Annotated in this window: 19 protein-coding genes; 4 read left to right on the forward strand and 15 right to left on the reverse strand. The window is 47.9% G+C overall.

The features are described from left to right. Positions 1–42 precede the first annotated feature (42 nt). The 3 genes from G9U52_RS09480 to G9U52_RS09490 are packed head-to-tail and all read left to right on the forward strand — an operon-like array spanning position 43 to position 2,641. Positions 43–804 carry a metal ABC transporter ATP-binding protein gene (locus G9U52_RS09480; protein WP_166148734.1) on the forward strand — a complete coding sequence of 254 codons (762 nt, stop codon included), beginning with the start codon at positions 43–45 and terminating at the stop codon, positions 802–804. A 5-nt stretch (positions 805–809) separates the two neighbouring features. Beyond that, positions 810–1,745: a metal ABC transporter permease gene (locus G9U52_RS09485; protein WP_166148736.1), complete on the forward strand. Its 936-nt coding sequence runs from the start codon at positions 810–812 to the stop codon at positions 1,743–1,745. Further along, entirely contained in the window at positions 1,742–2,641 is a 900-nt protein-coding gene (locus tag G9U52_RS09490; RefSeq protein ID WP_166148738.1) for a metal ABC transporter permease, read from the forward strand. Before G9U52_RS09485 ends, G9U52_RS09490 begins: the two co-directional genes overlap by 4 nt. Positions 2,642–2,825: 184 nt before the next feature. Here the strand turns inward: G9U52_RS09490 and G9U52_RS09495 are convergent, their stop codons facing one another. Continuing rightward, entirely contained in the window at positions 2,826–4,124 is a 1,299-nt protein-coding gene (locus G9U52_RS09495) for an SLC13 family permease (protein ID WP_166148740.1), read from the reverse strand. Between the two features lie 137 nt (positions 4,125–4,261). Here G9U52_RS09495 and G9U52_RS09500 point away from each other — a divergent pair, with 137 nt between their 5' ends. Next, entirely contained in the window at positions 4,262–4,621 is a 360-nt protein-coding gene (locus tag G9U52_RS09500) for a TIGR04086 family membrane protein (protein ID WP_166148742.1), read from the forward strand. A gap of 78 nt (positions 4,622–4,699) precedes the next feature. On the opposite strand, the gene yajC is transcribed toward G9U52_RS09500, so the two are convergent. The 14 genes from yajC to thrR all read right to left on the reverse strand — a co-directional run bounded on the left by yajC (position 4,700) and on the right by thrR (position 19,442). Then, positions 4,700–5,020 (reverse strand): preprotein translocase subunit YajC, encoded by a 321-nt coding sequence (yajC, locus tag G9U52_RS09505; RefSeq protein WP_166148743.1) that lies wholly within the window; start codon positions 5,018–5,020, stop codon positions 4,700–4,702. Between the two features lie 31 nt (positions 5,021–5,051). Beyond that, positions 5,052–6,185, reverse strand: coding sequence for a tRNA guanosine(34) transglycosylase Tgt (gene tgt, locus G9U52_RS09510; protein ID WP_166148744.1), 1,134 nt, complete (start codon positions 6,183–6,185; stop codon positions 5,052–5,054). 25 nt (positions 6,186–6,210) lie between these two features. Then, a complete protein-coding gene (gene queA, locus G9U52_RS09515; RefSeq protein ID WP_166148745.1) occupies positions 6,211–7,260 on the reverse strand; it encodes a tRNA preQ1(34) S-adenosylmethionine ribosyltransferase-isomerase QueA in 1,050 nt (349 codons plus the stop codon). Between the two features lie 7 nt (positions 7,261–7,267). Continuing rightward, the gene (locus G9U52_RS09520) at positions 7,268–9,430 is read right to left on the reverse strand and encodes a SpoIID/LytB domain-containing protein (RefSeq protein WP_166148746.1); all 2,163 of its coding nucleotides are present in this window, start codon (positions 9,428–9,430) and stop codon (positions 7,268–7,270) included. A 16-nt stretch (positions 9,431–9,446) separates the two neighbouring features. Beyond that, positions 9,447–10,460 (reverse strand): Holliday junction branch migration DNA helicase RuvB, encoded by a 1,014-nt coding sequence (ruvB, locus tag G9U52_RS09525; RefSeq protein ID WP_166148747.1) that lies wholly within the window; start codon positions 10,458–10,460, stop codon positions 9,447–9,449. Positions 10,461–10,475: 15 nt separating this feature from the next. After that, on the reverse strand, positions 10,476–11,108 hold the full coding sequence (gene ruvA, locus G9U52_RS09530; protein ID WP_166148748.1) for a Holliday junction branch migration protein RuvA: 633 nt from the start codon (positions 11,106–11,108) through the stop codon (positions 10,476–10,478). Beyond that, positions 11,105–11,608: a crossover junction endodeoxyribonuclease RuvC gene (gene ruvC / locus G9U52_RS09535; RefSeq protein ID WP_166148749.1), complete on the reverse strand. Its 504-nt coding sequence runs from the start codon at positions 11,606–11,608 to the stop codon at positions 11,105–11,107. Before ruvC ends, ruvA begins: the two co-directional genes overlap by 4 nt. Positions 11,609–11,751: 143 nt before the next feature. Further along, the gene (locus G9U52_RS09540; RefSeq protein WP_243767238.1) at positions 11,752–12,378 is read right to left on the reverse strand and encodes a BofC C-terminal domain-containing protein; all 627 of its coding nucleotides are present in this window, start codon (positions 12,376–12,378) and stop codon (positions 11,752–11,754) included. Between the two features lie 322 nt (positions 12,379–12,700). Further along, on the reverse strand, positions 12,701–14,536 hold the full coding sequence (locus G9U52_RS39205) for a LysM peptidoglycan-binding domain-containing protein (RefSeq protein ID WP_243767239.1): 1,836 nt from the start codon (positions 14,534–14,536) through the stop codon (positions 12,701–12,703). A gap of 269 nt (positions 14,537–14,805) precedes the next feature. After that, on the reverse strand, positions 14,806–15,684 hold the full coding sequence (ilvE, locus tag G9U52_RS09550; RefSeq protein ID WP_166148752.1) for a branched-chain-amino-acid transaminase: 879 nt from the start codon (positions 15,682–15,684) through the stop codon (positions 14,806–14,808). A gap of 8 nt (positions 15,685–15,692) precedes the next feature. Continuing rightward, positions 15,693–16,571 (reverse strand): prephenate dehydratase, encoded by an 879-nt coding sequence (pheA, locus tag G9U52_RS09555; protein ID WP_166148754.1) that lies wholly within the window; start codon positions 16,569–16,571, stop codon positions 15,693–15,695. Then, positions 16,568–17,542: a homoserine kinase gene (thrB, locus tag G9U52_RS09560; protein WP_166148756.1), complete on the reverse strand. Its 975-nt coding sequence runs from the start codon at positions 17,540–17,542 to the stop codon at positions 16,568–16,570. Before thrB ends, pheA begins: the two co-directional genes overlap by 4 nt. Positions 17,543–17,626: 84 nt before the next feature. Then, complete coding sequence (locus G9U52_RS09565) at positions 17,627–18,913, reverse strand: homoserine dehydrogenase (protein WP_166148758.1); 1,287 nt, start codon at positions 18,911–18,913, stop codon at positions 17,627–17,629. Between the two features lie 55 nt (positions 18,914–18,968). After that, entirely contained in the window at positions 18,969–19,442 is a 474-nt protein-coding gene (gene thrR / locus G9U52_RS09570) for a transcriptional regulator ThrR (protein ID WP_166148760.1), read from the reverse strand. Positions 19,443–19,557 lie beyond the last annotated feature (115 nt).

Genomic DNA, 19,557 nt, shown 5'->3' on the forward strand with positions numbered 1-19,557 from the left:
GCAATAAAATTGAATCATACTGTGGAATAGGGGGCATTTATTATGAGTACAGTTCCATTAACCATCACCAACATGTCTGTCGCCTATCAAAAAAAACCAGTGCTTCGCAATATTACCTTCGAAGCGCCTGAAGGAAAGCTGATTGGCATTGTCGGTCCCAATGGTGCCGGAAAATCAACATTGATTAAGGCTGCATTAGGGCTGATCCCAAGCTTAACCGGCGATGTGTCCATCTATGGCAGGCCCTACTCTGAGCAGAGGAACCTGGTTGGCTATGTACCGCAGCGTGAGTCGGTCGATTGGGATTTCCCTACCAGTGCGCTGGATGTTGTCATCATGGGCCGTTATGGGCATTTGGGCTGGTTTAAGCGGCCTGGGAGTGCTGAGAAAAAAATAGCGATGGAATGCTTGGAGAAAGTCGGCATGGCCGACTTGGCCAACCGGCAAATCAGCCAGCTATCCGGCGGCCAGCAGCAGCGTATTTTTCTGGCGCGGGCTTTAGCCCAGGATGCCCAGTTATATTTTATGGATGAACCTTTTGTCGGCGTAGATGCAGCAACAGAAAAAGCGATTATTACTTTGTTGAACGAATTGAAAATGCTCAAAAAGACCGTATTAGTCGTGCATCATGATTTGGCTACGGTCAAAGAATATTTTGATTGGGTAATGCTGTTAAACTTGCAGATCATTGCTTATGGACCTACAGAACAAACCTTTACAACGGAAAAGCTTCAGGAAACATATGGTGGACGATTGACAATGCTGCAGCAGGATGACAAATCGTTGATAATAGATTCGAGGTGATGGATATGTTAGATTGGTTCCAACTTTTTTTCGATCCCAACACGCAATGGATCTTAATCGGATGTATGCTGCTTGGTTTAAGCAGCGGTGTTATCGGCAGCTTTGCCTACTTGCGCAAGCAATCCCTTATGGGTGATGCCCTCTCACATGCTGCATTACCGGGAATTTGTATTACCTTTATGCTGACCGGCTCCAAGTCCATCTTCCTGTTTCTAATTGGCGCCGCGGTTGCGGGGATTGTGGCTACGTTCGGGATCGGTTATATCACAAGGAATTCCCGGATTAAACAGGATTCTGCACTTGCCATTGTCCTCTCTGTCTTTTTTGGCATTGGCATCGTATTACTTACACAAATTCAGCATAGTGGCAGCGGTAACCAAAGCGGGCTCGACAAGTTTCTGTTCGGCCAGGCAGCCTCGATGGTGCAGTCCGATGTCATTATTATTTCGGTCATTTCTATCCTCTTGATCGGTATCTGCACTTTATTATTCAAGGAATTCAAATTAGTTAGCTTCGACCCCGGCTTTGCGCGGGGCATGGGATTCCCTGTTCCGTTTTTAGAGCAGCTTATTATGTTCCTGATTGTCATTGCGGTAGTCGTAGGCATTCAAGCTGTAGGTGTTGTACTCATGGCGGCACTCCTTATTACACCCGCCGTATCAGCGCGGTACTGGACGGATAAGCTTGGTCTTATGGTTGCCCTTTCCGGTCTATTCGGAGCCATAAGCGGTTTCGTGGGCACCCTCATCAGTGCCAGTGGCAACAATTTGCCAACCGGTCCACTAACTGTGCTTACTGCAACGTTGCTTTTCGTTATTTCTCTGCTGTTTGCTCCTCGCCGGGGCGTGTTGTCCAAATTACTGGTTCGCTCTTCTGTACGCAACCAATTAAAGCAGGATGATGCCTTGCTTCGTCTGGAACATGGAGGTAAGCCATTATGAGCACCTTTTGGATAATATTGACGGGAGCTTTAGTTGCAAGCACCTGTGGAATTGTTGGCTGCTTTCTTGTGCTTCGGAAAATGGCGATGATCGGCGATGCGGTTAGCCATTCTGTACTTCCGGGCATTGTCATTGCTTTTCTAATCAGCGGCTCAAGGGATTCCTTATTTATGATGTTGGGCGCCGCTGCTGTTGGCCTTATCACTGTTTTTCTGATCCAGCTATTCCATCAAAGCGGAGTTCAGTCAGACGCGGCAATAGGTGTCGTATTTACCGCATTATTCGCCGTCGGCGTTGTACTTGTCAGTGTGTATACCCGAGATATTGATCTGGATCTGGACTGTGTGCTTTATGGCGAAATCGCTTATGTCCCTTGGAATACCATTCAATTCTATGGGCTCGACATTGGACCCAAGGCTGTGTGGGGCGTAGGGTTCGCATTATTGCTGACAATCATTCTTATCACAGCCTTTTATAAGCAATTTAAAATTTGTTCCTTTGACCCGGCAATGGCTGCAGCTGTTGGCATTCCGGTGGTGTTATTTCATTATATACTAATGGGACTTGTGTCCATCAGTACGGTCGCATCCTTCGAAAGCGTAGGCGCTATCCTGGTTGTTGGCATGCTGGTCATTCCTCCTGCAACAGCTTACCTGTTGACGGAGAAATTAAGCCGTATGATCCTGTATAGCGTAATTATTGGCTGTAGCTGCTCAGTGATGGGTTATTATATAGCCCTTGTATTAGATGCTTCGATAGCTGGAAGTATGATCAGTGCTGCTGGGTTCTTGTTCCTGCTAGCTCTGCTCTTCTCCCCAACACATGGTATCGTGGTTCGCAAGTTTAGGCTCAAACGTTTAATCAGCGGGAATTTCTCGGATACTACGTCTGCGTAAAAAAATCGTGAATTTATAGCTTCCAGCGGTTAGAATACGAGCTTCCTAGGCGAACGCTATCGTTCCTCCACCCCATACCCATTTCCTAATATGTTAAAAAGAGCCGTATTCGCAATTTATTAGCGAATACGGCTTTTTCAATTATAATGAATGTGAGATAACTTCAAAGCATTTATTAAATAAGCTAGTAGTAGCTATACATTACATATGTGGTTCCCATCAATAGAGATAGCAGGGTCAAGGGCGCTCCAACTTTTAGAAATCGCCAAAATGTGATCGTCTGTCCCGCTCTTCCTGCCAGCCCTGCAGCAATTAAATTGGAAGTGGCACCTACCAAGGTTCCGCTGCCTCCAAGCCCTGCTCCCAAGGCTAGAGACCACCAGAGAGGATGCAGCGCTCCTTCGCTTTGCATACCCAAATCCTGAATTATCGGAATCATTAATGTGACGAAAATTTTATTATCCATCGTTGCCGAGATGACTCCGGTTATCCACAAAATTAGCAGTGAGCTATACATCAAATTACCTGAGGTAAGCTCCATAGCCTTCGTTACAAGCATCTGCACAGTGCCGGCTGCCGCTAATCCACCAACCACAATAAACAAAGCACTTATATAGATCAGTGTGCTCCAATCAATGGAACGGTACATATCCCTTACTCCGTACCTTTTTATATGAAGTAAGCAGAGTAGCAAGGCTCCTGCCAATGCGACGATATACATCTCGATACGCAACAATGGATGCAAGACAAAAGCACCAATAACCAACACCCAAATAACCACAGCCTTTATAATCAGACCTTTGTCTTTCATGTAGGCTTGCGGCTTGACTAACATTAGCTCTAGAGTTTGTGCCTTTGAAGCCGTCCAGCTTCTGGAATAAAAGAGGGTTAGCAATAAAATATTAACGATGTAAATGATCAAGAGAGGAGGCGCCAAATTTAGTATAAAATCATTAAAAGTAAGACCAGCACCCGTACCTATAATTAGATTAGGCAGGCTGCCAATTATTGTAGAGGTTCCACCGAGGTTAGCGCTGATCGCAATGGTAATCACGAACGGAATAGCGCTTATTTTCATTAGCCTTGCTAACGATAATGTAATGGGAACAAGCAATAACACAGCGGTTACATTATCGAGCCATGCAGCTCCTAAAGCACTCATTATGGACAGGAACAGAAGCAGGAGCAGTGGCCTGCCTTTTGTGAGCTGAGCTGCCTTCACAGCCAAATAAGAGAAAATCCCTGTTCGAGTTGTCATCCCCACCATAACCATTAAACCCACCAATAGTCCGATGGATGCCCATGGCATCAGTTGCCGAGCTTCATCTGCTTTTACAATGCCTAATAGCAGCATGAGCAAGGCTCCACCAAGTGCAGCATAGGCTCGATGAACCAAGCCGGAAATGACTAAAATACATGTACATATGAAAATGATAATGGCTGCTACTATCTGCCAATAGGCCAGTGATTGGACAATCCCCATAAAGACCAACTTCCCTTCATCCGAATTATGCCATCTCTAAATAAATGCTCGTTTAGGAATGGCCAACCTGTACTAATTTTATGTACGGGCCCATACAATGATGATAAGAACCTCTATCTGACAGGAGGAGAACGGGTATGAAGCAATCTCCCTTATTTTCTGGTTTAATGGTTGCTATGGTATTTATGCTGCTTGGCACTTTACTGACCTCCCTACTTATGCTCGCCACCAATCTACAAGAAAACTCGCTTTACAGCTACACCATGTCTATACATGGCATAGCCATGTTGATCGGCGGCATTACGGCTGGTAAGCGAAGTGGATCGAAAGGCTGGTACCATGGAGGGCTGCTTGGAATGGTTTATGCATGTATCGTATGGACCATCGGTTTTCTTGCTTATGATATCGGATTGACGACACAGGTATTGTACTTAGTCGTGCTTACAACAATTTCCGGTGCACTTGGAGGCATGTTAGGCATTCATTTAAAGAAATAAGTAAACCGCCACATCCAGTATAACAAAAATGCGAGTCCATCCGTAAAAGCGGAGGCTCGCATTTGCTATTTCTGCAACCTACTTCTTTTCTTCTAATGCCCCTGTGCTTGAAACGGCATTAATCGCAGAGCGATCGAACGTAAGCTTCGTTACATCATTGACACGCAAAATAATCGTATCGTCTGTAATCTCTAATATCGTGCCATGCAGCCCGCCAATTGTTACCACTTTATCGCCTTTTTTCAAATTGCCCAGCATCATGCCACGTGTTTTTTGACGTTTTTGCTGAGGACGAATCAGCAAGAAATACAGGACAACAAACATCAATACCAATGGACCGTATGTAACCAAATACCCTTGTAACCCTGGATCTGCAGCAGCTTCAGCAGCTAAGAACATCTCAATCTCCCCTTTTACCTTAACTAATTGGTTAAAATCCTTTTCCGTTTTCACTCATGCCATACTTTTGGAAAAAATGATCACGGAAATCAAGCAGACGATCCTCTAAAATACTTTGTCTTACTTGACGCATCAACTCCACCAGGAAATGAAGATTATGGTAGGTCGTCAGGCGAATTCCAAACGTTTCATCCGCTTTGATCAAATGCCTAATATAAGCACGAGAATAATTTTGGCATGTGTAGCAGGTGCATTCGGAATCAAGCGGTCCAAAATCTTCAGCGTATTTGGCATTGCGGATGACAAGTCTTCCTGAGCTGGTCATACATGTTCCATTCCGGGCAATACGAGTGGGTAATACACAATCAAACATGTCAATACCACGGATGGATCCCTCAATGAGCGCATCAGGAGATCCCACACCCATCAAATAACGCGGCTTGTTAGCCGGCAAAATAGGTACGGTGTAATCCAGCATCTCATACATGAGCGGTTTGGATTCCCCAACACTCAGTCCTCCAATAGCATAACCCGGGAAATCCATGGAAGTCAACTCAGTTGCGCTTTGTTTACGTAAATCCTCATACATGCCCCCCTGCACAATCGCAAAAAGCGCTTGGTCCTCAGGACGCTCATGGCTGCGTAAGCAACGCTCGGCCCAACGGGTAGTACGTTCCAGCGAATGTTTGGTGTAGCTATGCTCAGCAGGATATGGCGGGCATTCGTCAAAGGCCATAATAATGTCCGCGCCTAAAGCATTTTGAATTTCGATAGATTTTTCAGGCGAAATGAATAACTTATCCCCGTTAAGATGGGATTTGAAAGCAACGCCCTCTTCAGTAATTTTACGCATATTGCTCAAACTAAACACTTGGAAGCCACCACTATCCGTAAGAATAGGTCGATCCCAATTCATAAATTTATGCAAGCCCCCCGCACGTTTTACGATATCATGCCCAGGCCTAATAAACAGGTGGTATGTGTTGCTTAAAATAATATGCGCGTCCATCGCTTTCAATTCTTCCGGGCTCATTGTTTTCACGGTAGCTTGGGTTCCAACCGGCATAAAGGTCGGGGTTTCAATAATTCCATGAGGCGTATGGACTCTTCCCAAACGGGCTCCGGATTGCTTGCAGGTTTTAATATGTTCATAGGTTATCGCCAACTGAAATCACTCTTTCCTGCTTAAACTAATAAATAAACATCGCATCTCCAAAGCTGAAAAACCGATACTGCTGCTCGACCGCTTCTTGATAAGCTGCCAAAACCTGCTCTCTGCCGGCCAATGCACTAATCAGCATCAGCAGCGTCGATTTGGGCAAATGAAAATTCGTCATTAAGGCATCCACGATCTGGAACGTATAACCGGGATATATAAAGATGCCGGTCCAGCCGCTTCCAGGCCCAATTCGACCAGGCTGGGTGCTTTCCCTTGCCGCTGTTTCCAAGGTTCTTGCCGAGGTTGTGCCTACGGCAACTACCTTATATCCATTCGCTTTGGCGGTGTTGACAAGCGTCGCTGCCTGCTCGCTCACCTCGTAAAATTCCTCGTGCATTTGATGGGTCTCGACATTGTCCACGGATACAGGACGGAAAGTGCCCAATCCTACATGTAACGTTATATAGGCTAATTGTATCCCCTTTTGCTCAAGTCTTTCCAAATAAGCTTTCGTAAAATGAAGCCCGGCCGTAGGTGCTGCAGCGGAGCCTTCATGCTTGGCATAGACGGTTTGGTAACGCTCCTTTTCGGGGAGCTGTTCTTTAATGTAGGGTGGAAGTGGCATTTGCCCCAAACGATCAAGCAGCTCTGGAAAGATTCCGTCATAAGTGAACTTCACGATACGGCCACCCATTCCCAGCTCTTCTTCTACAGTGGCAGTAAGCAACGGCTTATCTTCTGCGTGTTCCCCGAACAGGATAACAGCTCCAGCCTTCAGTCGCTTGCCAGGGCGCATCAGAACCTCCCAGCGATCATCCTCAAGCTGCTTCAGAAGCAATAGCTCCGCTTTAGAGCCCGTTCCCGATTTCACACCAAAAAGCCTGGCTGGCAATACTCGTGTATCGTTCAACACAAGTACATCCCCGGCTTCTAGATAGTCGATCAAATCCTGAAATGCCTTGTGCTCCACAGCCCCAGTCGATTTGCTTAAAGTGAGCAATCGAGAAGCTGTTCGGTCCTTCAATGGGGTTTGTGCTATAAGTGAATCGGGTAATTCAAAATCGAACCAATCTACCTGCATATTCGCGTCATTCCTTGATTATCGAGACTCCTGTATAGAAGGTCTGCAATATTTTTTTGTAATCATAGCCAAGCTCGGCATAACCTTTGGCTCCCCATTGGGACATTCCCAGGCCGTGGCCGAAGCCAGTTCCTTTGAATATGTATTGGGAGTTTTTATTCGTCATTCTTACTTTATTATCACCGTTCAAAACGAACAGCTGCGGAGTAGCCAACTCCTTGGCTTGCGTAGCGGCTCCGGCAATCGAAATAGCAGACCCGGCAGCAGAAACATTGCGGGTAACCCCATCTGCCCCCAGTATAGTATACCTTCCCGTTTCCTCAATTTCAAACCGCGTACTTGGTAATCCATTGAGCAACGTACGGAATGCGTCGGGGTATTCGGTTTCCAGGACCTGTCCATTCGCCTTCATTTCAATAACTCGCCCCGAGGCTCCGCGTTTAGAAACCTCCAGCTGCTCTAAAACGCCAGCAATCGGCTTCTTGAGAGCGGTGTTGATCCTTTCCTTCAGCTTATCTGCATCATAGGGACCCCTAATCCACGAGTAGGCGTTGGATTCAACCGCTTGGCCGATCACGACAAAACGGTCGCCGATGTTGACCTTAAAGGAAGCCGGATTGGCGGCATTATCCACGTAGGGAGCCGGACGCACAGCAATATCGGTTCCTGAGGATTCATAATAAGGCAGACCCGCCGGGTTCTTCTGTGTAGTATCCTTGGCATAGGATGAATGGATATAGCCGTTATTTCCATTAGGCAAGACGATCTGGTACCAAATCGCTTTGCCTTTCTCGGCCCCTTCGTCTGGAGTGGCTGTGCTTTGTAAATAGCTGACCTTATTACCCCAAACCTCGGTAGACTCGGCAGTCAATCCACCAGCATTGGAATAATATAAAGGAGTGATCAAGCCTGCTTGGTCGGTAATAACCTCGCCCGCTGTCGCTTTCACCGCTTCAGCTGCAGAGGCGAATTCCGCCGTAGCGCCTTTATAGGCTTGATCAAGCGTAGTATCGGTTAGATGGGCGATTTGGTACTTGGTTCCCTGCTTTAAGGCAAAGGTACGCGCCGCTACCGCTTGCGCCTTTAATGCCTCCAGGGGCCATTCCTTGCTAAGCTCCGAGCTAACGACCGAAACCAAATATTGCTCGAATGGCAGCTCGTTAATGACCGCCAACTTGCTGTTCAGCTTGGATAATTCCACCAATCCCCGGTACGCCCGCTCTGACCGCTCCAGTACCTTGATTGGCTCCGCAGATGGGGATGTGATCGCTAGCTTCGCAGCCGTTCCGCCCAGCAACAGCTGCGGGCTCGTCCCTCCCGTCGTTGAAGCGGGATCCAGCAAGGTACGTTTTAAAACGTACGAAAGTGCCGGATCTACTGGCTGCAAGGCAACCGCTGGCAGCGCCGTGCTTAATTGCAGCTTTGTTGCGTCCAGCGCAGCCCCATCAGCGGCACCGCTCACCATAACCGCATAGCCTGGAGCTCCTGCCGGAGCGTCCAGGTACGCTACATCCGCCTCATAGCCGGCTTGCTCGATCAGCGCTACCTGCCCTCCAGCTTCAGCTTCCGCTACATACGTGCCAGCGATCCAGTGGAGCGGCCCACTGACCTTGCCAGCTAAACCTTTGCTGGCAGCACTGACATCAGGAACAGCCGCTGCTTTCGCCAATCCCGCCGCCGCCGCTTCCTTCGTTGCGTAGGGGCCTAGGACTAGCTGGTACACAGGCTTCCCCAGCTTGGTACGAGCTACAACCGCTGTGTCCATTTTTAAATCGTCCAGCTTTTTCGCTAATGCCTTGGCTTGCCCTGGATCAGCCGTTTCCAAGGCAACTGCACTATAGGAATCCAAAGCTGCACGCATTGGGCTTTGATCCGCGGTAACGAATAACTGCTTCATTCCGGCAGTATTTCGAATGCTGATTCCAAGGCCATTCTCGGCAGATAGAGTAACCTCCGAGGCCGGAGAGCTGTACTTTCCCGTATCAATAAAAAGCGCGATCCTAACCATGTCCAGTTTAGGAATGATCGCTGCAGCGTGAGCCGGAATTGCTGCTCCTGCAAACAAGCACAAGCTAATAACACCTGTTAATCCAGCGCTCCAGCTTACCTTTAGCCGATATGTGCGTAGCGGCTCTGCCCAGCGAATGAGCATAGGTTGAAGCTTCCACATGAACCTATTCCCCCTTTCACGGTGAACTATTTGGTATAGGCAGCCCCAAATGGCGATAGGCGGTATGGGTTGCCATACGCCCACGCGGCGTCCGCTGCAAGAATCCAATTTGCAACAAATAAGGCTCGTACACATCTTCAATCGTCTGGCTTTCTTCACCTATAGTAGCCGCAATTGTATCCAGCCCAACGGGGCCTCCCTGAAAGCTAAGAATAATGGCTCGAAGCATTTTATGGTCAATCTCATCAAGACCCAGATTATCCACCTGGATGCTTATTAATGCATGCTTTACAATATCCATCGTGATGATCCCATCACCTTTTACCTGGGCAAAATCACGTACCCGCTTTAACAGCCGATTGGCAATCCGCGGCGTTCCCCGCGAGCGCATGCCGATCTCACGTGCGGCTTCCCCGAGCACCTGCACCTGCAAAATATCGGCGGTGCGGCTAACAATATACGTTAATTCATCTATCGTATAATATTCCAGCCTGCTGATCACGCCAAATCGGTCACGAAGCGGTGCGGATAGCAGCCCTGCCCTTGTAGTGGCACCGATTAAAGTAAATGGAGGCAAATCCAATCTAACCGTGCGGGCGCTTGGCCCTTTACCGATGATAATATCGAGGGCATAATCCTCCATCGCCGGGTATAATACCTCTTCAACCGTGCGGTTCAAGCGGTGGATCTCGTCTATAAACAAAACATCGCCTTCCTGCAGATTGGAGAGGATGGCGGCCAGATCCCCTGGACGTTCTATAGCTGGTCCTGAGGTGGTGCGGATATTGACGCCTAATTCGTTGGCAATAATATTGGATAACGTCGTTTTTCCAAGCCCTGGCGGACCGTATAAAAGTACATGGTCCAACGCTTCCTTGCGCATTTTGGCTGCATCTATATAAATCTTTAGATTGTTTTTGGCTGTGGCTTGTCCGATGTATTCAGCTAAATAACGCGGTCGAAGGCTGAATTCCATCGTTTGTTCTTCTTCCATCATTAAATTGGCCGATATGATTCGATCGTCGTCCATCGGGATGCCTCCTTTCTAACGTTGTGACTGCTGGAATAAGGCCTGCAGGGCAAGCTTAATGACGACATCGACCGTTTCTTCGCCCTTTAGCTTCGGCTTGATGAGCTGCCCAGTGCGGTCGGCTTCAGCCTCGGTATAACCCAGCGCCAGAAGCGCAGATTTCGTTTCTGCCCAGACGCCACTGGCTTGAGCTGCAGATGAGCTTCCCCCACTCGCAAATGCGGATAAAGAGTCCTCCGCAACATGAAGCGCACCCAGCTTATCCTTCAAGTCCAGGATCATCCGCTGGGCTGTTTTGCGTCCAATGCCTGGGAGCTTCATCAGAAAGGTGATATTATCCTGTTGGATCGCAGTAGCGATAACCTCAGGCCTTCCCCCGGCTAATACACCAATTGCCACCTTCGGCCCAATCCCGCTGACCTCCAAAAGCAAACGGAACATCGATTGCTCCTCACGATTCGGGAAGCCAAATAATAAGTGTGCGTCCTCGCGGACCTGGTAGTGGATAAACATCGTGGTCTCTTCCCCAGCCTTAGCCACAACAGCATAAGGATTGGTGCAAAAAACCCGATAGCCCACACCCCTCACATCAAGCACCAAATAATCCATCTCTCTATGTACAACAATACCTCTTAAAAAATCAATCATGGTTTTCGGACCTCTTTAAATTTTTGTAAAAGCACTTGAGAATGAGCATGGCAAATCGCAATCGCCAAAGCATCCGCGACATCATCCGGCTTAGGCACAGCGGACAAATGGAGAAATAGCTTCACCATCTCCTGCACCTGCTTCTTCTCAGCCTTTCCGTAGCCCACTACAGCCTGCTTCACCTGCAATGGCGTATATTCACCAATTTCCAGCCCTTGCTGCACAGCTGCCAAAATAAGCACACCTCTCGCTTGCGAAACCGCCATCGCCGTTGTGACATTACGGTTAAAAAACAATTTTTCAATCGCCACAGCATCCGGCTTATATTTATCAATGAGCTGCACCATGGAGTCATACACCATCTTCAAACGAACTGCACCATCAGTATGAGCTTCCGTCTGAATACAGCCATATTGGACAGGCACTAGCTTGCTTCCCTGCTTATCAATCAATCCAAAACCAACAATTGCAATGCCCGGGTCAATCCCCATGATCCGCATCTCTCTAACACTCCCAACTTGCTAAAAGCGAACATATGTGTTCCATTATAGCAGATATTTCCGCTGATGAACACGCAAAAAAGACCGTACCGGAGAAACCTTCTCCTGAACGGACATTAGTTGTTGCGGTGCAATGCTGGAGCCTAACGAGAAAGCTGCATCGCTTTTTCGGTCACCTCTACGGCAAAGTCACTAAAGGTCGACAAAACGCTATTATATTCTGACAAATCCCTCACCTGTATACCTCGATACAGTTCTTTAATCGCATCCCTTGGCAGGCTGCTTTCCAGATGTTCAATATTTAATTGAAAAAAGGTTTGGATTACATTGCCCTCGCCCGTTCCGGGAACACCTTCAAATAGAGAGAGGTTTCCACCTTTGTCCATGCCAAAATAAGCATTTTCTTTACAATGTGGCGATAAGTCCTCAATTGTTTTAACAAAATGAATGCTTCCATCCGCCGCCAAGCTAGCCACTGTATAGGGATTGCTTTTGTGGTAGGCCAGCATCTCTGCCGCATCCATCTGCCCGATCGGTTCCAGCTCATCGCCACATACGTATACCGTCCGGATAAACGCTTTTTGCCGGTCTTTAATCTTGTTGGCCAATGCCTGTATTTCTTCCTCGGTCTGCATCGGTTTAAGCTCCGAGGGCTGAGTAATACCCGTACCAAACACGGCATGCTCAGTAACGATTTGTTCAGCACCCTGCAGCAATACCCATGCAGCGGATAAAGTAGCGGCCACCACCAATATCATCGTCAGATTCATCCATTTCCGCTTCCAGCGAAGGCTTTTTTGTAATTGTTTTTTAAGTTTTTTTAAAAAAGCAATAATAACCATAAGAAGAACCCCTTCTTTCTTTTGGAAATAGTAGAAAAGCAGCAGCTTCCCGCTCCTGATACTACCTATTTTCCCCTGGGTTCCATACTTTATACACAACCTCCCAACTGACTTGTCAAGGTTTAGCATGATTGTTACCAACTATAACCAGCAGGTTGTTCCTCATGCAAAAAAGCCACTCTATCACTCGAAAGTGATAAAGCAGCCCTTTACTTTTTATAAGCGGCATCTGCTGCCCGCTGCTATTATATTAGGTTATCTGCCCCCGCCAAGGTGACCGGCTTGACGATTTATTGGAGCTCTGGCTTGACCTGCGGCTTTTGGGGAGCGACTGCACTTTTTTAGGAGTTATAGATGGTTTGCTACGATGGGAGCTGGTGCTTTTCACAGAAGCTTTTTCAGCCTTTTTGGAGACAGCAGCCTTGGGCTCCTCCTCATCGATTTTCCGGTTTAATACCTCTGCCTCAGTTCTACTATGGCAGCCACAGCCACAATCTGGCTTTCCATGGATCTGAGGGAAGCCGTAGTAAGGTGCCTGCTGAAAGTGCATAGGATTCATCTGATTCATTGGATACATAGAGTACATAGGATTCATCGCACCCATCGTATTCATAGGGTTCATGGCGTCCATAGGATTCATCGCACCCATCGTATTCATAGGATTCATGGCATCCATAGGATTCATCGCACCCATCATATTCATAGGATTCATGGCGTCCATAGGATTCATCGCACCCATCATATTCATAGGATTCATGGCGTCCATAGGATTCATCGCACCCATCGTATTCATAGGGTTGGCAGCTCCCGGATAAATGCTGCTTAAGGTAGCCGCATCCATACCCTGGGCAAAGTTAGGCATCTCGTGGGATGGCATAACGATATAATTCATTTCCGGTGGTTGTTGAATAGGATTGGTGTACATATTCGTTCCATACGGGTAAGGCATAACTTGGTTGTGAGCGGACATCGCAGGTCCTCCGCAGCCGCAATCATGCATAGGGGCCTGCTGTTGGTAGAACGGATACACCTGTGCCTCTGTTGGCGCAAATCCAGCATAAGGCATCGTCTTAGCGTATGGATCTATGCAAGGGTCGACATGGGGGTAAGAAAGAGGTTCTCCCCACATCGATGGGTCTGGAGCCTGCATGGCATTGTAAGTAAAGGCTTCAGTCGCAGGCATCTCGAATTGCTGGAACAAATCCATAGAAGGCTGCTGAGCGCCCCAGCTATCCGGTTGTGCATGCTGCATGTATGGCATTTGCATGTGTTGCATGGGCTGCATGGGCTGCATGTGTTGCATAGGCTGCATGGAATGCATGTGTTGCATAGGCTGCATGGAATGCATGCCTCCCATCTGGCCATCCTCGCATGGATAATTAGGCATAGGTGCACTTGGCATCATGGATTGAGGTTGCATAGGAAAGCTGTAGTCCATGTGTTGCTGCATAGGCTCTTGGTATGGTTGATAAGTGATTTGTACTTGTTCATATTCAATAGTTGGCATAGGTTCTGGGATCGGCATGGGTGCTGGCATCGGAACAGGCATGGGGATGGGTGTATAGGGCGGCATAACGGCTTCTTCTTGTTGTTCAGCCTGTGGTTCAGGCATAGCAGGCATCGGTGTCGGCATCGGTGTCGGCATGGGCATGGGTGCCGTATTTGGTTTCCCATGAGGGCCTAGTTGGGCAGGATGCTGCATCTCGGAAGTGTCTTGTTGTGCGTTCCCGTGCCCTTGGGCTCCATGTGTTGGTTTTATTTTAGGAATATACACAATTTCGCCCGTCATCAAAATGTTAGGATTTTTCAGTTGTGGATTGGCCGTGATCAGCGTTTGGAGCGGTACATTCCATGCTTTACCTAGCTTCCAAAGCGTATCGCCCTGCACAACAACATGCTTATGCAAATAATCGGTTGGCGGTATAACGGGGATGGGCGCATTCGGAATTTTCACCTTCATCCCTACTTCAATTACATTGGGATCCAAAATTTGCGGATTGCTAGCGATTAGCTTCTCCAGGTCAACATTGTACTTTTTGGCAATTTCAAAAAGCGTATCGCCACTTTTAACCATATGAATTTTCAAATCAAAAACCTCCTCGGCATGATCCTGATAGCCACTCACGCGCTAAATTAAAATGACCTTACAGTTTATGCAGCAAGGTAGGCATTTGACCATCATCTTGCGAAAATTTAATTCTTTGCCCAGCGCGGCACAAAGCGAGCCAAGAAGCCGCAGTGCACGGGTGTTTGCTAAATCGTTGATGGAACAACAAAAAAACGGGAGCTAACCGCGGCACTTGAATCAAGTCCGTAGTAGCTTCCCGCTTGGGGCCAAGCAGAAGCAGCTTCCGCTTATTCGTTAATTTTTACACCGTCGATATCAACCAGCTTGCGGAATTCCTTCAGCAAATGGGTCGTAATAGGACCTGCTTTGCCTTCCCCAATCGTTCTCGCATCCACTTCGCGAACAGCGATAACTTCAGCTGCCGTACCTGTAAAGAACACCTCATCGGCCACATAAACATCATGCAACGTAAACGGTTCTTCTTTAACCTTATAGCCAACCTTTTCGCAAATCTCGATAATTGCTGCACGGGTGATGCCTTCAAGAGCACCACAATAGCAAGGAGGAGTAAAAACAACACCTCTTTTGATAATAAAAATATTATCCGAGGAACCTTCTGCTACATACCCCTGTGAATTCAGCATAATCGCTTCGCCCACACCAGCCAGGTTAGCTTGAATTTTAACCAATATATTATTTAAGTAATTTAAAGACTTGATCTTAGGGTTCAAAGCATCCGGCACATTGCGACGGGTTGAGACCGAAACGGTTTTTAGCCCATTGATATAAGCTTCCTCCGGATAAATCGACAATTGCTCTACGATAATAATGATATTCGCTTTTGGCGAACGGCGCGGGTCCAAACCAAGGTCACCAGGACCACGAGATACGACCAAACGGATGTAGCCGTTAGCAAGCTCGTTTTTGCGAATCGTTTCAACCAATACCTGCTGCATTTCTTCTTGCGAAATCGGGATTTCAAGCATTATCGATTTGGCGGAGTCATACAAACGGTCTAAATGCTCTTTGCATTTAAAAATATTGCCGTTATACAGCCGAATTCCTTCAAAAATTCCGTCGCCATACAAAAAACCATGGTCATATACGGAAACTGTTGCATCTTCCTTGCTTACATATTTGCCGTTTAAATAAATCACTTGTGCCATAACAACAATTACACCTCCGAGTGTACGGGTTTATAAGAATAGGTAGGATAACAGCCCAAGATGCGAACCTGGCAGCCGATCGCCTGAATTTCCTGAATGGCTGAGGGCAGCAAGACCGAATCCAATGAGGCTTCAATATCAATATAAAAATAGTAATTGCCCAGCTTTTTCTTCGTTGGCCTGGATTCGATCTTGGATAGGTTAATCCTTCGCCAAGCAAAGGCCGAAAGCACCTGGTGAAGCGCACCCGGGTAATCCTCTGGCAGTGTCACCAGAATGGTTGTTTTGTCGGACCGGTAATTGTTTTTCAGTTGGATAGGAGCCTGTCCTACCAGCACAAAGCGCGTAAAGTTTTCCTGGTGGTCCTGCACGTCCCGCGCCCAGGTATCCAGGTTATACAAGGCTCCGGCAGAACGTGGAGCCAGTGCTGCCACATCGGCTCGGCCCAGCTCTTGGACAAGCCTTGCTGCCTCACCGTTGCTGCTCACTTGCTCAAGCTCGACATGGGGCAAATGCTGCCTTAGGAACTTGCGGCATTGGGTTAGCGTTACACTGTGGGAAACAATCTTCCGCAGCCTGCTGCAGCCTTCCGCAAGCGTCGCCCCTGGTGATCCTAACGCCATCAGCTGGATTGAAATCGGGTAAATCCATTCTGCCTGCATCGGAAGGTCAACCTCGTGGACCAGCCAATCCAAATGCAGGCTGACCGAACCATCAAACGTATTCTCGATCGGTATTACACTATAGTCGGTGAGTCCGTTAACCGTTGACATAAACACTTCGTCAATTAGTTTGCAATGGACGTATTCATAGTCGCCATCGTCCAAAAAATGGCGCGTCGATTCCTCGGTATACGTGCCTGGACCCAAAAGTGCTATTCGCTTCATGCGCGAACGTCTCCTTTGATGTTTTCAAATAATGTACACCCTTCATCCAAGTGTGTCAACACCTGCACGCCACTGAGCGCCGGCTGTAGCCACATCAGCGTCGCTTCGATCCCAGCAGCCTGCAACGTGCCCTGCAGGAAGCCCTCCAGCTCCGCCTTGCGGGAGCTGGACCGATCCACGAGCGCGAGCATCGTCGGACCCGCGCCGCTTAAGGCAACGCCAAGCGCGCCATGGTCCGTCGCTTCGGCGAGGATCTGCTCAAGCCCCGGCACCAGCGGGGCGCGGTAAGGCTGATGCAGCGCGTCCTTCATCGCGAGCGGGATCATGTCGAGCCGCCCGGTGCAGAGGGCCGCTACAAGCACGGACGAATGCCCCACGTTGAAAACGGCATTCGCCAGGCTTTGCTCGCGCGGCAGGACATGCCGTGCCTTCTCGGTTGACAGCTGGAAGTGGGGAATCGCCACCAGCACTTCCAGCTGCTCATTCGGCTCGACGCGGATATATTCCGCGCGATTGCCGTCCCAGAAGGCGACGACGAGGCCGCCGAATAACGAAGCCCCGACATTGTCGGGGTGGTCTTCAAGCGCTGTTGCCATTTGAAACAGCGTGTCGTCGGACAAGGGGCTGCCGATCAAAGCATTGGCTGCCGCCAAGCCGCCTACAATTGCGGCTGCGCTACTGCCAAGCCCGCGGGTCAGTGGAACATCGCTGTACATCGAGATTTCAAGCTCTGGGTGCTGCACACCTGCTTTATCAAAAACTAGCTGGGCAACCTCATAAATCAGGTTGGTTTTATCCTGGGGCAAGCCATCCATGCCATCACTTAATAAATGAATGCGGGTTTCTGCTGCTGTACTCATCTCTATCCATGTGAAAAGATCCAGTGCCATACCCAGCGTATCAAATCCAGGCCCCAGATTGGCCGTACTTCCCGGCACCTTGACGCGCACTTTATCGCTGTTTATACCCATCGTATGACTCCTTTTGACTTTAGCATGAATTAGCTTGATTTAGTCTGGATTTAGCTTATTTTAGTTTGGATTTGCTGCTTGAAATTAACCTTCTACGCGGTATACGCTTTTCACGGCATGGACAACTTCCAAATCCCCAAATTGCTTTAACACCTTTTTCATTGCAGCTTGATTCGCATCATGTGTAATAATAATAATCTCCGCATTGGGATTGGTTTCATTGGGGTGCTGCAGCACCGACTCCAAACTAACCTCGTGCTCGGCAAAAACCTGTGTAATTTTCGCAAGGACACCAGCTTTATCCTGCACATGCAGCAAAATAAAGTTTTTCGATACAATCTGTTCATCGGTTTTCAGCTTCTTTTCTTTATAAGGAGCAAAGGCGCGTTGCCCATTAATGCCCAGCTTCAAATTGCGAACAACCGCGACTAGGTCTGCCACAATGGAGGTTGCTGTAGGCATGCCGCCTGCTCCAGGACCGTAAAACATCGTTTCCCCAACTGCTTCGCCGTACACATAAACCGCATTAAAAACTCCGTTTACGGATGCTAATGGATGGGACTTCTTCACCATGGTTGGCTGTACACTGATGCTGATATGCTCATCCTGGCGCTCAGCAATTCCTAGAAGCTTCACTTCATAACCAAGCTGCTTGCCATAATTGATATCTTCTTTAGATACTTGGCTAATTCCACGCACCTCAACATCGCTTAAGGAAATATTGGCATGAAAGCCAAGTGTGCCGAGAATGGTCATTTTGCGCGCTGCGTCAAAGCCCTCAACATCAGAAGTTGGATCGGATTCAGCATAGCCAAGCTCCTGTGCTTCCTTCAGGACATCTCCATAAGCCGCACCCTCCTGGCTCATTTTCGAAAGAATATAGTTGGTAGTCCCGTTAACAATCCCCATAATCTTCGTAATCCGGTCAGACGAGAAGCCTTCCACCAGCGTCCGGATAATGGGGATACCACCTGCTACACTTGCTTCATACAGCACATCACAGCCTTTTTCAGCAGCTTTCGCTAATATTTCCGGTCCATGTAGCGCCATTAAATCCTTATTCGCCGTAATGATATGCTTGCCTCTATCCAATGCCTCGAGTATATAGGATTTCGCCAGCTCGATGCCACCCATCACTTCAATAATAATATCTATTTCCGGATTTTCAATAACGTCACGAGGATCTTCTGTCAGCTTATCAGCGTCAACCTCCACGCCCCGATTTTTACTTTTGTCTTGGACGAGAATTTGGGCAATCTCGATAGAAGCTCCAGTCTGGCTAAGCAGATCCTGCTGATGTCCTTCTACAATCCGGACAACACCTGCTCCCACAGTCCCTAGTCCTAACAAGCCCACTTTAATTGGTTTCATATGTTTTCCTCCTCTTGGTATCACGATATCCATTTCCTCATTGGACCCAAACTAGCTAGCCCTGCCCAATCAATGTAGCCCGGCTTACACCATCCTGCTCAGTTAGTCTTTCCAACAGGAAAGCTACATTCTCCCCCATTAAAGAGGTTTCTACAGAAATAATCACGTTAGCTATTCCTTGTAAGGGAATGGTTTGGTGTATGGTCAATACATTGCCCTCTAGCTCTGCAATCATGCCGAGCACTTTTGACAATATCCCCGACCGGTGCTCAAGATCCATAGAAATCGTCACGATTCGTTCGCGGTCCAGCTTGCTTAATGGAAAGATCCCATCCTTATACTTATAAAAAGCGCTTCGACTCAGCTGGACCAACTCTACAGCCTCATGGATGGTCCTTACATCACCGCGCACAAGCAGCTCCTTCGCATGGACGGTTTTGACCAAAGCCTCAGGCAAAATATCTTCTCTAACTAAATAGTAGCGCTCGATAGTACCTGGCTTACTTTCAGCAGCTTTTTTATTCGGCATCCATAATCCACTCCAAGTAGACGATTGTTTCCACCTAGTGGACATTATATCGAAATTAGACCGAACAGGCAAGGGGCATTTATGTATCTTTGTACAAGTAGCTGGTTTTACTTGA

The sequence above is a fragment of the Paenibacillus agricola genome (assembly GCF_011440305.1).
GTDB lineage: Bacteria > Bacillota > Bacilli > Paenibacillales > NBRC-103111 > Paenibacillus_S > Paenibacillus_S agricola.

Excerpts from the sequence above, each read along its gene's own strand:
- ruvA (WP_166148748.1), bottom strand. The coding sequence starts at position 11,108 with ATGATTGATTTTTTAAGAGGTATTGTTGTACATAGAGAGATGGATTAT.
- G9U52_RS09540 (WP_243767238.1), bottom strand. The coding sequence starts at position 12,378 with ATGAATCTGACGATGATATTGGTGGTGGCCGCTACTTTATCCGCTGCA.
- ruvB (WP_166148747.1), bottom strand. The coding sequence starts at position 10,460 with ATGGACGACGATCGAATCATATCGGCCAATTTAATGATGGAAGAAGAA.
- ilvE (WP_166148752.1), bottom strand. The coding sequence starts at position 15,684 with ATGGCACAAGTGATTTATTTAAACGGCAAATATGTAAGCAAGGAAGAT.
- yajC (WP_166148743.1), bottom strand. The coding sequence starts at position 5,020 with ATGTTCTTAGCTGCTGAAGCTGCTGCAGATCCAGGGTTACAAGGGTAT.
- G9U52_RS09480 (WP_166148734.1), top strand. The coding sequence starts at position 43 with ATGAGTACAGTTCCATTAACCATCACCAACATGTCTGTCGCCTATCAA.
- thrB (WP_166148756.1), bottom strand. The coding sequence starts at position 17,542 with ATGGGTATAAACAGCGATAAAGTGCGCGTCAAGGTGCCGGGAAGTACG.
- G9U52_RS09490 (WP_166148738.1), top strand. The coding sequence starts at position 1,742 with ATGAGCACCTTTTGGATAATATTGACGGGAGCTTTAGTTGCAAGCACC.
- G9U52_RS09495 (WP_166148740.1), bottom strand. The coding sequence starts at position 4,124 with ATGGGGATTGTCCAATCACTGGCCTATTGGCAGATAGTAGCAGCCATT.
- G9U52_RS09520 (WP_166148746.1), bottom strand. The coding sequence starts at position 9,430 with ATGTGGAAGCTTCAACCTATGCTCATTCGCTGGGCAGAGCCGCTACGC.
- thrR (WP_166148760.1), bottom strand. The coding sequence starts at position 19,442 with ATGCCGAATAAAAAAGCTGCTGAAAGTAAGCCAGGTACTATCGAGCGC.
- G9U52_RS09500 (WP_166148742.1), top strand. The coding sequence starts at position 4,262 with ATGAAGCAATCTCCCTTATTTTCTGGTTTAATGGTTGCTATGGTATTT.
- G9U52_RS09485 (WP_166148736.1), top strand. The coding sequence starts at position 810 with ATGTTAGATTGGTTCCAACTTTTTTTCGATCCCAACACGCAATGGATC.
- ruvC (WP_166148749.1), bottom strand. The coding sequence starts at position 11,608 with ATGCGGATCATGGGGATTGACCCGGGCATTGCAATTGTTGGTTTTGGA.
- pheA (WP_166148754.1), bottom strand. The coding sequence starts at position 16,571 with ATGAAGCGAATAGCACTTTTGGGTCCAGGCACGTATACCGAGGAATCG.
- G9U52_RS09565 (WP_166148758.1), bottom strand. The coding sequence starts at position 18,913 with ATGAAACCAATTAAAGTGGGCTTGTTAGGACTAGGGACTGTGGGAGCA.
- queA (WP_166148745.1), bottom strand. The coding sequence starts at position 7,260 with ATGCAGGTAGATTGGTTCGATTTTGAATTACCCGATTCACTTATAGCA.